This window comes from Actinoplanes solisilvae, assembly GCF_003999975.1.
In the GTDB taxonomy this organism is placed as follows: Bacteria; Actinomycetota; Actinomycetes; order Mycobacteriales; family Micromonosporaceae; genus Actinoplanes; species Actinoplanes solisilvae.
This window is the reverse complement of record NZ_RJAC01000041.1, coordinates 1-14,976: the sequence shown is the minus strand read 5'-3', so window position 1 is coordinate 14,976 and position 14,976 is coordinate 1. Positions and strand designations below refer to the sequence as shown.

Below are 14,976 nucleotides of genomic sequence, written 5' to 3'. Positions count from 1 at the left end.
AACGACTCTGCCGCGTCCGGCCGCCTGGGCCCACGCTGGCAGGAGATCGGGTGGTAACGGCCAAGCGAACGCGAGGGCCCCACCGCCCGGAAGGAGGGGCCGTCGTGGACACCACGCAGGTCAACAAGGCCGAGATCGTTGCCATCTTGCGAACCCGGGGCAAGCACGCCCGAGCCGACTGGTTCGATCGCGAGCTTCCCGACATCGTCGACGTCGGCAAGAACCGCAGCCTGCTGACGACTCTCGAGATCGACCCGGCCGACCTGCACCCGGCCGACCGCGTGCTCCAGCAAGCGTGACCTCACCGGAGGTGCTTCCGCCGGGACAACACTCGACGGCGTCCAGGGAGGGCCGACGAATGACTGAAGTATCAGGGTCCAAGGTGTTGCTCGGCTACGACGGATCGTTGCCGGCTGGCGCCGCGATCGAAGTCGCGGCCCGGCTTCTGCCCGGCGCGAGGGCCAGCGTGGCATACGTATGGGCGCCGCCGTTCGCCAGCGAGCCCCTGCGGCGCAGGCTGTGGCACGGCACGAGCGGGATAAACGAGTTCGTCGCGGCCATCGAGCATCAGGGCGAGGCGGAGGCCAAACGCCTCGCGGACATGGGCGTCTCGCTGGCCGGGGCCCACGGATGGCAGGCCCAGGCGCTGATCCGGCGAACCTACGGCGGCGAGGGCCTGCAACTGGGCGAGATCGCCGAGGAGATCGGCGCGGACCTCATCGTGCTGGGTTCCCGCGGTCTCGGCGGCGCCCGGGCGGTCCTCGGCAGCGTTTCCGACGTGGCCGTTCACTACGCATCGCGACCCGTTCTCGTGATACCCCATCCACTGCTGGAGACCGAGCGTGCGATGCTCGACACCGGGCCGGTCGTTCTGGGCTGGGACGGCTCGGCCGGGGCCGAGGCCGCCCGCCGCAGCGTGTCGGAACTGTTCCCGCAACGAACGGTCGTGCCGGTATTCGTCGAGGACGGAGGCGGGCCGGAAGGGCCGGACATCACGGGTCTGATCAAGATGCCGCGCGCGGACGGCCATCTGGAGCACGGCAGAGGAACCGCCGCGGCACTGGCCGACCAGGCTCGCGCGAGCCGAGCCGCCCTGATCGCCGTAGGCTCGCGCGGGCGATCGGCGGTCCGCGAGATCCTGCTGGGCAGCGTCGCCATGGCCACCCTGCACCACGTCTTCCGCCCGGTGCTCGTGGTTCCTCATCGCGGACCGATGGCACTACCGACCCAGGTACTTCGACCCTGACCGGCACGGGCGGCGCGGACGACCGTCGGGGGTATGACACAGACGACGGCCCCGCCCGACTGCGACGGGCGCCAACCCCCGATCGAGCTCTTCCGGCACCTGCGTTCCGCACCGGAGGGCCTGCGGTCCAGGGACGCGGCACGCAGGCTGACCGTGTACGGCCCGAACGAACTCTCTCGGCGCCACAGCCGCCGGTGGCCCGGGCAGTTGCTGGCGCAGTTCACCCAGCCTCTCGCGATCCTGCTCATGATCGCCGCCGGGTTGGCCTGGGCCGGGCACTCACCCGCGCTGGCGGTCGCGGTCGTGGCCGTCATCCTGCTCAACGCCGCTTTCGCCTTCGTTCAGGAGCGTCAGGCCGAGCGCGCGGTCGAGGCGCTGGCCGCCTATCTGCCCGACTCGGCGCGTGTCATGCGCGACGCTGTGCTGATCGAGGTGCCGGCGCGGGACCTGGTGCCCGGCGACGTGATGGAGGTTGCCGAGGGCGACCGGATCTGCGCCGACGGCCGTCTCATCGAGGGAACCGTGGCGGTCGACCTGTCCGCGCTCAACGGCGAATCGATGCCGGCCACCCGCGCCGCGGACACGGATCTCGTGCCCGGTCCGCTGCTCGAGGCACGCGAGCTCGTGTTCAGTGGCACGTCCTGCACCGCGGGACAGGCCCGCGCCGTGGTCACGCACACCGGAATGCACTCCGAGATCGGCCGCATCGCGGCGCTGTCGCAGCGCGGCCGCTCCGAGCCGAGCCCGCTGGAGCGGCAGGTACGCCACGCCACCTGGATCATCGCGATCGTGGCGGTCGCGGCCGGGGCCACGTTCCTGCCTGTAGGCGTGCTGGCCGGCCTCGGCTGGGCGGCCGCGATCAGCTTCTCCATCGGGCTCATCGTCGCCAATGTGCCCGAAGGACTGCTGCCCACCATCACCCTCGCGCTCGCCGCCGGGGTCCGCGACCTCGCTCGGTCCGGCGCGGTCGTGAAACGGCTCTCGGCCGTCGAGACCCTCGGTTCGACGACCGTGATCTGCACCGACAAGACCGGCACGTTGACCGAGAACCGCATGCGGGTAACCCGCCTCTGGCTGGCCGGAGGCGACCGGGACGCGAAGGCGGGCCCCAGCGACCCGCGAGTCCGTGACCTCGCCGCCGCGGCCGCGACGTGCACCACCGCCCGTCCCGCCGATGACGGGACGGCGGACGGCAGCGGGGACCCGACCGAGCTGGCGTTGCTGCGGCTGGCGGTGGAGAAGGGCGTACCGGTGCGGGCCGCGGACCGTGACCCCGCCCGTACCGCGCTGTACGCCTTCGACCCCCGTACGAAGCGGATGTCCACCGTCTCCGGCGGCCGGCTTCACACCAAGGGCGCCCCGGAGTCCGTCGTGCCGCTGTGCACCACGATTCTCAGCACGGACGGCCACACCGCCGCGCTGACCGAGCAGACCCGGGCTGACGTCGCGGCGGCCGTCGACCGGTACGCCTCCACGGGCCTGCGGGTCCTCGCCATCGCCCGCCGGGTCACCGACCCGCCCCTGCTGATCGCCGACCGGGCCACCGCGGAGGCCGGCCTGACGCTCCTCGGCCTGGTGGCCATGGTCGACCCGCCCCGGGACGCGGTGCCCGCCGCCGTCGCCGCGGCCCACCGCGCCGGGATCACCGTGCACGTCATCACCGGCGACTACGGCCCCACTGCCGCTCAGATCGCCGCTCAGGTGGGCATCGGCGGCGGGCAGCGGCACATCGTCACCGGGTCCGAACTCGAGCGGATGGGTGACGCCGAGCTCGACCTGCTGCTCAAGGACCACCAGGAGATTGTTTTCGCGCGGTCGTCGCCCGAGGGCAAGCTGCGCATCTGTGAGGCGTTGCGCGCCCAGGGGCACATCGTCGCGATGACCGGCGACGGCGTGAACGACGCGCCGGCGCTGCGGCACGCCGACATCGGCGTCGCGATGGGTCGCGCCGGCACCGATGTCGCCCGGGAGGCGGCGACGATGGTGCTCACCGACGACAACTTCGCGACGATCGTGCGCGCCATCGAGGCGGGCCGGCGGGTGTACGACAACGTTCGCAAGTTCGTGCTCTACATCTTCGCGCACGCTGTCCCCGAGGTCGTGCCCTTCCTGGTGTTCGCGCTCTCCGGCGGCGCTGTTCCGCTGCCCTTGACCGTGCTGCAGATCCTCGCCATCGACCTGGGCACCGAGACGCTGCCCGCGCTCGCGCTCGGCCGCGAACGGCCGGAACCGGGACTGATGAGCCGGCCGCCGCGCTCACCGAAGTCGGGCGTCATCGACCGCCGGCTGCTGCTGCGCGCCTGGGGTGTGCTGGGCGTGACCTCGGCGGTCCTGGTCATGGCCGGCTACTTCTGGGTGCTGTGGCGGGCCGGCTGGAAGCCCGGCGCCGACCTGCCCGCCACGACATACGCGAGGGCCACCACGATGACCTTCGCCGGCATCGTCGCCTGTCAGATCGGCACCGCGATGGCGTCTCGCACCGACTTCGCGGCGCTGCGGACCATCGGCGTGTTCAGCAATCGGTTCCTGCTCGGCGGCATCGCGTTCGAGCTCGTCTTCGTCGCCGCGCTGATCTATTTGCCGCCGCTGCAAGCGATCTTCGGCACCGCCGCGCTGTCCGGTTCGGAACTGGCCTTCCTCGCGCCCTTCCCGCTGCTGGTGTGGGGCGCCGACGAGCTCTACCGCGCGGGCCTGCGCCGGCGGGGGAAGGATGTCTCGCACGCCCGGTGACCGGCATCGCGCCGCGCGGCGGTCATCAACCAGTGCCGAGTGCCGAGGGGCTGGTGGCCGATCCGCCGGCCACCAGCTGGCGGTCAGTCCGGCCGCCGCGGGCGTTGATCGGCCCGTTCCTGGACGCCTGGAGAGCCAAGCGGATCTCGGTCGTGGGCCGCACGGCGAGCAGGATCTCCGGGAGATCGTGAACGCGATCTTGCATCAGAGCCGGACCGGCGGCGACAACGGGGAAGATGCTGGTAAACGGGAGCCTGGAATATTCGTTCTTGCCGAGAAACAGGCCTGACCTTTTGAACGCCCGCCGAGGTGCGGCTCGAATCCTTCAGGCCATAGTCGGCCGAAGTCGATGCGGCATGCGCCAGCCGGCAGCCAAGCGCGACGGGTACACGTTGTCGCCACCGCCGAAGAGCTCGCAGAACTTCATGATGAGCGGATCCCAGCGCAGCGGGTCGACGTAATGAGTTCCCGGCACCAGCAGGTCCTCCTCGACATGTGCCCGGATCACGTTGACCTGCAACGCCGTAGCCTGCGGCTCGGGCACGCCGAACGGATGCGCCGCAGCCACTTCGCACTCCAGTTGGATGGGGCACTCAGCGACCCGCGGTGCCGCGACGATCTCGCCGGCCTGCTCGGTCAGTCCGGCGGTGGCGAACTTGTCACTGTCGTACCGGTACCCGATCGCCGCCTTGTGGGCGGGGACGACGGGTGCTGCGGTGGTCAATGCGAGCCGGTCTACCGCGCCCGCCATGGACGACGACGCCAGGTTGAGCACGCACTGGCGCTCACGCAGCAAGTTGGCGGTGGTCTGCGCACTGTTGCCCAGGCCCAGCAGGCAACTCTGGCCCAACCACCACGCCGACGACATCGGGGCGAGGTTGGCGGTGCTGATGGCCTTGTCATTGCGCAGCCGTCCGGACACGGCCGGTCCTCAGCCGAGAGCCGACCCGAGCGCTGCCGAGACGTGGTCGAGTGAGGGACCTGGGATCATCCACGACGGGTCGCCTTGGCCTTCACCGGAACATCGGTCGGCAGTTTCGGCGGGCCGTCCCAACCTGGCCGGTCGGGCCGTAGTCCGGGGCGGGAGTCGCGGCGGCGGTAGACGATGTACGGCCGGGTGAGATAGCCGACCGGGGCGCTGAAGGCATGGACGAGCCGGGTGAACGGCCAGAAGGCGAACAAGGTGAACGCGCCGACAATGTGGATTTTGAATCCGTTCGGCACGCCTGCCATCTGCTCGGGGTCGGGACTGAAGTAGAACAGCGACCGCAGCCATGGTGACACGGTTTCGCGGTAGTCATAACCGGCGCCGATGATGTTCGCCCGCACCGTGGCCACGAGACCCAGCACGATGACGAAGGCGAGGACGAGGTACATGACCTTGTCGTTCTTCGTGGTGGCGGCGAACACCGGGCCGGTGAGCCGGCGGCGGACGATCAGGATGGTCATGCCGATCAGGGTGCAGAGTCCGGCGATCGTGCCGATGAATACGGCTCCGAGGTGATAGAGGTGTTCGGTGATCCCCACGGCTTCGGTCCAGGACTTGGGGATGAGCAGGCCGCCGATGTGACCGACGAGGACCATCAGGATGCCGAAGTGGAACAGCGGGCTGCCCCAGCGCAGGATTGCCGACTCGTAGAGCTGGGAGGAGCGCGTGGTCCAGCCGAACTTGTCGTAGCGGTACCGCCAGATAGTCCCGCCGACGAGTACCGCGACGGCGAGGTAGGGGTATACCACCCAGAGCAGGACGTTCACCGACGGCCTCCGGTCGAGTCGACGTGCCCGAACGATTCAAGACCGACCTGCTCCACGGGCGGGCCGGACTGCGCCAGGCGGATGGCGGCGGCGATGTCGCCGGGTTGCGGCGGCGGCAGCATCGCCCGGACCGCCTCGATGGCATGCCGATAGACCGATTTCTCGGTTTCCAAGGCGGTCGTGAGCAGGTCGAGTCCGACACGGTTCTCGCGCAGCATCCGCCAGCCGCCGTCGTCGATCGCGGCCAGGTCGAGCACGGCGGGCAGGAAGTCGGGCAACTCACCGCCCAAGATCTCCAGACCCGCCGCCTTGTACGCGCCCGCGAAGATCACCAGGGCCTCGCCTCGTTTGCGGGTGTCGCCGCAGGTGTAGTAGGTCAGGTGCAGGCAACAGCGTCGGCGGAAGTCGAACAGCTGGACGTACTCCGTGGCCAGCGGGGCCGGATCGGTGCTGGCACGCATGTCCGCCACCTGCCGTAGGTGCTGCGCCACCGTCGCCGGCAACTCGTCGAGCGCGGCGACCACGGTCGGCAGGACCGTGCGGGACTCGTCGTCGGGGTACCGCAGCAGCAGCGATGCGGCTCGGGCAGCGACCGCCCGCCAGCTCGGCGTCGCGGTCGGGGGGCGATGCCGGTGGTGGAGCCAGTCCGTGATCGTCGTCATGGCCGGTCCCGGTCGTCAGCGGACGCCGAGTCGTCGCGCGGTGGGAACAATCCGTCCGGCCGGCCTCTGCCGTCCCAACTGAGGAGGTTGACTCGGCTCTCCTTGTCCACGGGAGCCGCGGACGTGTCGGCGGTCTGCCGGTCCCGCTGAATGTGGAAGTTCTCCACGGAGACCGGTGCCGGGGTCCCGGACGCTTCGCCGAAGGGTCCCGATCCGCCCATGCCGGGGCCCCCCTCGAAGTTGAGGCTGCATTCGCTGCCCTGTGCCTCGAGCCGGTGGGCGTCTTCGGCGTGTGCGGCCGGGATGACGTAGCGCTCCTCGTACTTCGCGATGGCCAGCAGCCGGTACATGTCGTCCATCTGCTGACCGGTCATGCCGACGGCGGCGGCGATCGACTCGTCACGGTCCTCGCCCAGGTTGATCCGGCGTTGATGGACCCGCATCGCGGCGAGCCGCTGCAGCACGGCAGTCACCGGTTCGGGGTCGCCGGCGGTGAACAGCCCGGCGAGGTAGTCGACCGGGATACGCAGCGCATCGACGGCGCCGAACAGGTTGCCTAGTTCCTCGCCGTCGTGCCCGGTGTCCCGGAGGACATCGACGACCGGTGACAGCGGCGGTATGTACCAGACCATCGGCATGGTGCGGTACTCCGGGTGCAGCGGCAGCGCTACCTCGAATCTCATGATGAGGTCCCAGATCGGGGATCGCTGCGCCGCGGTGATCCAGTCGTCGGCGATGCCCGCCTCGCGGGCCGCCGCGATGACGGCCGGGTCATGAGGGTCGAGGAACGTCGACTTCTGCGCGTCGAACAGCGCACGTTCGTCCTTGACCGCGGCGGCCTTGCCGACCCTGTCGGCGTCGTAGAGCATCAGGCCGAGGTAACGCAACCGGCCGACGCACGTCTCGGAACAGATCGTCGGTTGGCCGATCTCGATCCGCGGGAAACAGAACGTGCACTTCTCGGCCTTACCGGTGCGGTGGTTGAAGTAGATCTTCTTGTACGGGCAGCCGGTCACGCACATCCGCCAGCCTTTGCACCGGTCCTGGTCGACCAGGACGATGCCGTCCTCCTCGCGTTTGTAGATCGCTCCCGAGGGACAGGAGGCGACGCAGGACGGATTGAGGCAGTGCTCGCAGATGCGGGGCAGGAAGAACAGGAACGCCTTCTCGTACTCCTGACGTACCTGATCCGACAGTTTTCGCAGGACCGGGTCGCCGGCGGCGATCTCGTTGCCGCCGGCGAGCGAGTCGTCCCAGTTCGCCGACCAGGTCACCTTGGTGTCCTTACCGGTCAGCAACGACTTCGGCCGGGCGACCGGGGTGTCGTCCCCGGCCGGGGCGTTGATCAGGTGCTCGTAGTCGTACGTCCAGGGCTCGTAGTAGTCGGCCATCGCCGGCATCTTCGGGTTGGCGAAGATCGTCATCAGCTTCTTGAGCCGGCCGCCGGAGCGCGGCTTGAGCCGGCCGGTCCGGGTGCGGACCCAGCCGCCCTGCCACTTCTCCTGATCCTGATACGTACGGGGGTAGCCCTGACCGGGCCGGGACTCGACGTTGTTGAACCACGCGTACTCGACCCCGGACCGGTTGGTCCAGGCCTGTTTGCACGTGACCGAGCAGGTGTGGCACCCGATGCACTTGTCGAGGTTCATGACCATCGACATCTGCGCCATGACGCGCATCAGTACTCCACTTCCTGGGACCGGCGACGGATGACCGTGACCTCGTCGCGCTGGTTGCCGGTGGGGCCGAGATAGTTGAACGCGAACGACAGCTGGGCGTACCCGCCGATGAGGTGGCTGGGCTTGATGAGCAGCCGGGTCAACGAGTTGTGGATGCCGCCACGGCGGCCGTTCGTCTCCGCCTTCGGCACGTCGATCACCCGTTCCGCGGCGTGGTACAGGTAGACGGTGCCCTCGGGCATCTTGTGGCTCACCACCGCCCGGCACACGACCACGCCGTTGCGGTTGACGGCCTCGATCCACTCGTTGTCGGTCACGCCGATCTTCGCCGCGTCGGCCTCGCTCATCCACATCGTCGGACCGCCGCGGGACAAGGTCAGCATGATCAGGTTGTCCTGGTACTCGGAATGGATCGACCACTTCGAGTGCGGCGTGAGGTACCGCACCGTCAGCTCGAGTTCGCCCTTGGGGCCGAGCCGCGGTTCGCCGAAGAGCTTGTGCATGTCCAGCGGCGGCCGGAACGCCGGCAATTCCTCGCCGAGCTCCTGCATCCAATCGTGATCCAGGTAGAAGTGCTGCCGGCCAGTCAAGGTGTGCCACGGCTTGAGGCGTTCCACGTTGATGGTGAACGGCGAATAGCGGCGGCCGCCGTGTTCGCTGCCCGACCATTCCGGGCTGGTGATGACCGGCACCGGCCGGGCCTGGGCGTCGGCGAAGCGGATCTGCTTACCCTCGTTCTCCGCCGCCAGATCGGCCAGGCGCTGCCCGGTGCGCCGCTCGAGGAACCGGAATCCCTCGGTGGCCACCCGCCCGTTGGTGGTGCCGGACAGTGCCAGGATCGCCTCGCAGCAGCGGATGTCGGTGTCAAGGCGGGGCCGGCCGTCGGCGACACCACCGCGTACGGTGCCGTTGATCTTGCTGAGGAAGTCGATCTCCGGGTTGACGTCGACCGTGACGGCCTTGGTGGTGGTGCCGAGCCGGTCCAGCAGCGGCCCGAGCGCGCCCATCTTCGCGGAGATCGCACCGTAGTCGCGTTCCACCACGACGAACTTCGGCATCGTCCGTCCCGGCACCGCCGTGACCTCGCCCGTCTGCCAGTCACGCACCACGCCGCCGGGGGTTGACATGGCATCAGGTGTGTCGTGCAGCAGCGGCGCGGCCACCAGATCCTTGCGGACACCCAGGCGCGGGCCGGCCAGCTCGGAGAACTTGGCGGCGATCCGATGGAACGCGTCGAAGTCGGTGCGGGTCTGCCACGGCGGGTTGATCGCCGGGGTGAAGGCGTGCACGAACGGGTGCATGTCGGTGGTGTTCAGATCATGCTTCTCGTACCACGTCGCTGCCGGTAGCACCACATCGGAGAACAGTGTCGTGGACGTCATTCGGAAATCCATCGACAGCAGCAGGTCGAGCTTGCCCTCCGGGGCCTCCTCCCGCCAGACCACATCCCGGGGTCGCTTCTCCGGTGGCGCCTCCTCGGCGCGCAGCGAGGCGTCGGTGCCGAGGAGGTGACGCAGGAAGTATTCATTGCCCTTGGCGGAGGAGCCGAGGAGGTTCGCCCGCCATACCGTCAACACCCGGGGCCAGTTCTGCGGCGCGTCCGGGTCGGTGCCGGCGAACTTCAGGCGTCCGTCGACCAGTTCCTTTGCCACGTGGGCGGCCGGGTTCTCCGGGTCGGCGGCGACGGCGTCGTCGGCGAGGTCGAGGGGGTTGCGGTCGAACGTCGGCATGGTCGGCATCCAGCCCAGCCGGGCCGACTTGGCGAGCAGGTCGGCGGTGTGCCGGCCGGCGAAATCGCCCTTGGCCAGCGGCGAGGTGAGCACGTCGGCGGTGTACTGGTCGTAGCGCCACTGATCGGTGTGCAGATACCAGAACGCCGTCCCGATCATCTGCCGTGGCGGGCGGACCCAGTCCAGCCCGAAGGCCAGGTGCGACCAGCCGGTCACCGGCCGGCATTTCTCCTGCCCGACGTAGTGTGCCCAACCGCCGCCGTTCTTGCCCTGGCAGCCGGTGATGGTGGTGAGCACGAGCATCGCCCGGTAGGTGGTGTCGGAGTGGAACCAGTGGTTCGTGCCGGCGCCCATGAGGATCATGGAGCGGCCGCCGGAGCGTTCGGCGTTGTCGGCGAACTCGTGGGCGATCCGGGCCACTGCCGCCGCCGGCACGCCGGTGATCGGCTCCTGCCAGGCCGGGGTGTACGGCTTGGTCGCGTCGTCGTAACCCGCGGGCCAGTCGCCCGGCAGACCGGGCCGGGACACGCCGTACTGGGCGAGCATCAGGTCGAGGACCGTCGTGACGAGTCGGTCGCCGACCCGGGCAGTCGCAACGCCGCGGCTCATCAGCTCGGGGGTGTCGTTGTCGAAGCGCGGCAACAAGACCTCCGCGCCCTCGCCGCCGGCGCAGCTCAGCCGGGGGACGATCGCGCCCAGATCCAAGTTCCACTGGCCGACCCCGGCTCCGTTGAACCGGTGCCCGAGCGACCCGTTGGGTACCGCGACCGCATCGGTGACGGTGTCCCACAGCACCGGCCGGAAGGCAGCCTCGGCATCCGTCTCGCCGAGATCGGCGGCGGTGACGAACTTGCCCGGCCGGTAGCCGCCGCCGTCGATCGGTTCCAGTCCGACCAGGTACGGCAGGTCGGTGTACCGCCCGACATAGTCGACGAAGGGTGCGGTGGTCTTGTCGACGAAGAACTCCTTGAGAATGACGTGGCCCATCGCCATCGCGAGGGCGCCGTCGGTGCCCGGCTGCGCGGGTAGCCACTCGTCGGCGAACTTGACGCTGTCGGCGTAATCCGGCGACACCACGACGACCTTCTGCCCGCGGTATCGCGCCTCGGCCATCCAGTGCGCGTCCGGGGTCCGGGTGACCGGGACGTTGGAACCCCACATCATCAGGTAGGAGGCGTCCCACCAGTCACCGGACTCGGGCACGTCGGTCTGGTCGCCGAACATCTGCGGCGAGGCCACCGGCAGGTCCGCGTACCAGTCGTAGAACGACAGCATCGTCCCGCCGATCAGCGACAGGAACCGGGCGCCGACCGCATGCGACACCATCGACATCGCCGGGATCGGTGAGAACCCGGCCACCCGGTCCGGGCCGTACTCACCGATGGTGTGCACGTGCGCCGCGGCGACGATTTCCAGCGCCTCGTCCCAGTCGACCCGGATCAGGCCGCCTTTGCCGCGCGCCTTCTGGTACGTGCGCCGCCGGGCCGGGTCGTTCTGGATGTCGGCCCAGGCGGCGACCGGGTCACCGCCGAGGCGGGCCTTCGCCTCCCGGAACATCTCGATCAGTACCCCGCGGGCATACGGATATCGAACCCGGGTCGGTGAATATGTGTACCAGGAGAACGCCGCACCACGCGGGCACCCGCGAGGCTCGTACTCGGGGCGGTCCGCGCCGACGCTGGGGTAGTCCGTCTGCTGCTGCTCCCAGGTGATGATGCCGTCCTTGACGTACACCTTCCACGAGCACGACCCGGTGCAGTTCACACCGTGGGTGGACCGCACCACCTTGTCGTACGACCATCGATCCCGGTAGAAGCTGTCCGCCTCCCGGCCGCCGATCTGGTGCAGGGTGCGGCCGTCGTCAGACACCTCCGCGCGCCGCACCAAACCCCCGACGGACAGCAACGCCCGTCCCGCCCGTTCGGCTGTCTTCGACATGGCACTCATTCCCGAGTTGAAACTTCCTTGCCTACACGATCATGGTGCGAAGCCGGTTTCCGTGTGCGCACTTTGTCGACGAACGGCAACCGCAATCTCCTGTTCGGGCATCACGCCCCGCGGAGCGTGCCGGTGGCGAACTGGGACGACTTACGGACGGCGGTGCTCGCCAGTACCAGCGCGCCGGCCGCGACCGCCGCGAGCAGAGCCAAACCGACCGCGTACGACCCGAACTGGCCGTACAGCACGCCCATCAGCAACGGCGGCACGAACCCGCCGAGCCCGCCCGCGGCGCCGACCACACCGGTCACCGAACCGACCTTGTTCGCCGGCGCCAGCAGAGCCACCAGGGCGAAGGTCGCGCCGCTGCCGGCGCCCAGTGCCGCCGCCATCGCCAGGAACGCCACCGTGCCGAGGGGGGTCAAAGCCGGCGTGAACGCCTGCACGGCCGCGCCGAGGCCCACCACCAGCAAGGCACCGGACAATACCCGAGACGGCTCGTATCGGTCTGAGAGCCACCCACCGACCGGCCGCATGATCACGGCGAGAAGCACGAAACCGGCCATCCGGTTCGCCGCGTCCGCCTGGGTCAGCGCGTACGCGGTCTTCAGATAGGCCGGCAGGTAGACGGAGAAGGCCACGTAACCGCCGAAGACGACCGCGTACAACGCCGACGCGTGCCAGGTGATCCGCAACCGCATCGTCGCGGCCAGCCGGCGTGACAGGGCCTCGGTCGGCGCCACCCTCCCCGGGGCGTCGCGCAGCAGCAGCGCCGCCAGCGCCGCATAGGCGGCGAGGGCGATCGTGGTGACGATGAACGGTGTCGGCGTCCCGTGGGCCGCGACCAACTTGACCGTGGTCAGCGCACTGATGGCGGTGCCACCCATGCCCATGCCGAACACACCGATGGCCAGACCGCGCTTGGCGGGTGGGAACCACGCCGAGACGAACGGGACGCCGATGGCGAACGTGGTGCCTCCGATACCGAGGAAGAACCCACCGACCAGCAATCCCGCCAGGGACGTGTGTCCGGCCAGCCCCAGGTACAGCACCGGCACGATCGTCGACAGCGAGACGATCGGGAACATCAATCGTCCGCCGAACCGGTCGGTCAGCGCCCCGACCGGGATCCGGCCGAGCGATCCGACCACCACCGGCACGGCCACCAGCAGAGCCTGCTGGAAGGGGCTCAGTTGCAACGCGTCCTTGAACTTCGGTGCGAGGGGACTCAACAAGGCCCACGCCCAGAAGTTCACCGCGAACCCGAGGGTGGCCAGTGTGAGCATCACCCATCTCCGCGCGCCTGTCATCGCTCCGGAGGGCGCCGCAGTCGGTGCGGCTGGTGTTCGCTGCTGACTCATCACTGCCTCATCTGTCGTGCCGGGGCCTGATCGTCCGCCGGGAGGTCATGGGCAGCTCAGCCCTGCCCATCACTCAGAGTGCTCAAGTCATCGCACCACGGATGGGGCATTTGCGCCCTCCATTCGAGTCCGGAAGTCCGGGACATCTTGAACCTGGCCGGGCCCGCGGGGCGCTCGGCAGACGGCGGGCGTCGGTGCGGAGCATGCGGAGGTGGCCACGTTCTGTCAGCTGAGCGATCGACGGTGAGGTGGAACGTCAGCCGTCGACGGGTCCGACAGCCCTGCCACCGAGGCCACCTTGTCCGCCGCCCGTGACCGAGCGGCGTTGAAGGTGGTCCGCTGGAACCGAACTCACCCGGCCGAGGAACTCAGGGTGGCGGGGGCTCGTGCGGCGTCCCGGACTACCGCCACCGGGCAGGCGGAATGGAAGATCAGATATTGGCTCACCGAGCCGAGGAGCAGCGCGGCGAAGCCGCCGCGGCCCCGGTCGCCGACGACCATCAGCTGCGCTCGGCGAGACCAGGACGTCAGAACCGGTCCGGCTGATCCGCGGCCCAGCTCACGGTGGACCCGCAGACCGGGGTAGCGGTCACCGAGGCCGTCCAGAGCCGTCGAGAGGCGACGGTCTTCCTGGGCTTCGAGCAGGTCGAGGTCGTAGACCAGGGGCATAGCGTCGCCCGGCCCGGCCAGCGCCGGTGTCCGCCAGACGTGCACAGCGATCAGCTCGGCGCCGCGAAGTGACGCCTCGCCGGCCGCGAACTCCAGGGCGCGTGCCGACCTTGCGGAACCGTCGACACCGACCACCACGGGGCCGCCCTGCTTTTCGCTGCCCCGTACTACGACAACGGGAGTGGATCCGTAGGTCGCCAGGTGTGTCGCCACGGAGCCGGCCAGGATGCCGTCGAACCGGCCGAGGCCCCGGTCGCCGACGACGACCAGCGTGGCATGGCGGCTGCGCTCCAGCAGGACGAACGACGGGGGGCCGCTCGCCACCTCGGTGGTGATCACGATGCCCGCGGCGGCCTTCTCGGCGTGCGTCTTCGCTTCGGCGACGATGGTGTCGGCCTGAGTGCGTACCACGGTGGCAGGTTCGGGCGCGCCCTCCCTTGCCGGGCGGGCCGCGACGAGCGATGCCGGCCAGACGAATGCGTGGACGATGTGCAACCGGAGATGACGAAGCCCAGCTTCGGTCGCGGCCAGTTCGACGGCGTCGAGGCTCGACGGGGAGCCGTCGACTCCGACCACCACTGGTGCACCGGTGACTGTCGCCATGTCGGCCTCCTCGGTTGACGGTGGATTTGCCGGGCGTCCACCGAGGCCGGGCCGACCGTCACTCGGTCGCCCCGATCACGCCGGTGGCGCCTCGGTGGGCATCATCAGAAGCATGACGCCGGAGGGGTACGGCCGGGCAGGGCCGATGGTCCTGGACCAGAGGGTCTCCACCACCGGCGTCGCGCCACGAACCAGGATGATCGGTGCCGGGCTGTGGTGCAGCAGCGTCTGGGCGGCCGAGCCGAGCAGTCCCTGATAGGGCCGTTGCCCGCGGGCACCGATGATGACCGAACCGGCCCACATCGACGCCGCGACCAGAACAGCTTCGGGTTCGCCCGGCAGCACTCGGACCTGGGCATCGAGGTGATATTTATCCGCACGCGCGGCGACCAGATCGGTCAGGGCGGCGAGAGGGTCGCCCCCGGTGCCGTTGCCTGACCCGGAAGCCACGGCTCGGACGACGACCAGCTCCTCCTGCTGTCGGGCGGCGGTCTCGAAGGCGAAGTCGAGCGCCTGTTCGGACGACGATGATCCGTTCACGCCGACGATGATCGGACCGTCGCGCGGCGTCGTCGTCCTGGCCACCAGAACCGAACAGGCGGC

General features: G+C 69.5%; 11 protein-coding genes. 3 read left to right on the top strand and 8 right to left on the bottom strand.

The window, feature by feature from the left end:
- Window positions 1-104 precede the first annotated feature (104 nt).
- Genes EER30_RS44240 through EER30_RS44230 form a run of 3 tightly spaced genes read left to right on the top strand, consistent with a single transcriptional unit; the run spans window position 105 to window position 3,976 of the window.
- Window positions 105-299: a hypothetical protein gene (locus EER30_RS44240; protein ID WP_127508537.1), complete on the top strand. Its 195-nt coding sequence runs from the start codon at window positions 105-107 to the stop codon at window positions 297-299.
- 59 nt (window positions 300-358) lie between these two features.
- The gene (locus tag EER30_RS44235; protein WP_127508534.1) at window positions 359-1,246 is read left to right on the top strand and encodes a universal stress protein; all 888 of its coding nucleotides are present in this window, start codon (window positions 359-361) and stop codon (window positions 1,244-1,246) included.
- Window positions 1,247-1,279: 33 nt separating this feature from the next.
- Window positions 1,280-3,976, top strand: a complete 2,697-nt coding sequence (locus tag EER30_RS44230) for a cation-translocating P-type ATPase (RefSeq protein WP_127508531.1) — start codon at window positions 1,280-1,282, stop codon at window positions 3,974-3,976.
- A 325-nt stretch (window positions 3,977-4,301) separates the two neighbouring features.
- On the opposite strand, the gene EER30_RS44225 is transcribed toward EER30_RS44230, so the two are convergent.
- The 8 genes from EER30_RS44225 to EER30_RS44190 form a co-directional block, all read right to left on the bottom strand.
- Window positions 4,302-4,844: a flavin reductase family protein gene (locus EER30_RS44225; protein WP_240670714.1), complete on the bottom strand. Its 543-nt coding sequence runs from the start codon at window positions 4,842-4,844 to the stop codon at window positions 4,302-4,304.
- Window positions 4,845-4,963: 119 nt separating this feature from the next.
- Window positions 4,964-5,731, bottom strand: coding sequence for a respiratory nitrate reductase subunit gamma (gene narI / locus EER30_RS44220; protein WP_127508529.1), 768 nt, complete (start codon window positions 5,729-5,731; stop codon window positions 4,964-4,966).
- Window positions 5,728-6,393, bottom strand: coding sequence for a nitrate reductase molybdenum cofactor assembly chaperone (narJ, locus tag EER30_RS44215; protein WP_127508526.1), 666 nt, complete (start codon window positions 6,391-6,393; stop codon window positions 5,728-5,730). The genes narI and narJ overlap by 4 nt, the downstream gene beginning before the upstream one ends.
- Window positions 6,390-8,072 carry a nitrate reductase subunit beta gene (gene narH, locus EER30_RS44210; protein ID WP_127508523.1) on the bottom strand — a complete coding sequence of 561 codons (1,683 nt, stop codon included), beginning with the start codon at window positions 8,070-8,072 and terminating at the stop codon, window positions 6,390-6,392. The genes narJ and narH overlap by 4 nt, the downstream gene beginning before the upstream one ends.
- Window positions 8,072-11,740, bottom strand: coding sequence for a nitrate reductase subunit alpha (locus EER30_RS44205; protein ID WP_127508520.1), 3,669 nt, complete (start codon window positions 11,738-11,740; stop codon window positions 8,072-8,074). Before EER30_RS44205 ends, narH begins: the two co-directional genes overlap by 1 nt.
- A gap of 110 nt (window positions 11,741-11,850) precedes the next feature.
- On the bottom strand, window positions 11,851-13,026 hold the full coding sequence (locus EER30_RS44200) for an MFS transporter (RefSeq protein ID WP_164842749.1): 1,176 nt from the start codon (window positions 13,024-13,026) through the stop codon (window positions 11,851-11,853).
- 426 nt (window positions 13,027-13,452) lie between these two features.
- Window positions 13,453-14,373 carry a universal stress protein gene (locus tag EER30_RS44195; protein ID WP_127508515.1) on the bottom strand — a complete coding sequence of 307 codons (921 nt, stop codon included), beginning with the start codon at window positions 14,371-14,373 and terminating at the stop codon, window positions 13,453-13,455.
- Window positions 14,374-14,448: 75 nt separating this feature from the next.
- The coding region (locus EER30_RS44190) for a universal stress protein (protein ID WP_205650692.1) at window positions 14,449-14,976 on the bottom strand (528 nt) is incomplete at its 5' end.

Bases quoted from the DNA above. Each gene is read 5' to 3' on its own strand.
- EER30_RS44235 (WP_127508534.1), top strand. From the start codon at position 359: ATGACTGAAGTATCAGGGTCCAAGGTGTTGCTCGGCTACGACGGATCG.
- EER30_RS44230 (WP_127508531.1), top strand. From the start codon at position 1,280: ATGACACAGACGACGGCCCCGCCCGACTGCGACGGGCGCCAACCCCCG.
- EER30_RS44225 (WP_240670714.1), bottom strand. From the start codon at position 4,844: ATGTCGTCGGCGTGGTGGTTGGGCCAGAGTTGCCTGCTGGGCCTGGGC.
- narJ (WP_127508526.1), bottom strand. From the start codon at position 6,393: ATGACGACGATCACGGACTGGCTCCACCACCGGCATCGCCCCCCGACC.
- narH (WP_127508523.1), bottom strand. From the start codon at position 8,072: ATGCGCGTCATGGCGCAGATGTCGATGGTCATGAACCTCGACAAGTGC.
- EER30_RS44205 (WP_127508520.1), bottom strand. From the start codon at position 11,740: ATGTCGAAGACAGCCGAACGGGCGGGACGGGCGTTGCTGTCCGTCGGG.
- EER30_RS44200 (WP_164842749.1), bottom strand. From the start codon at position 13,026: ATGCTCACACTGGCCACCCTCGGGTTCGCGGTGAACTTCTGGGCGTGG.
- EER30_RS44195 (WP_127508515.1), bottom strand. From the start codon at position 14,373: ATGGCGACAGTCACCGGTGCACCAGTGGTGGTCGGAGTCGACGGCTCC.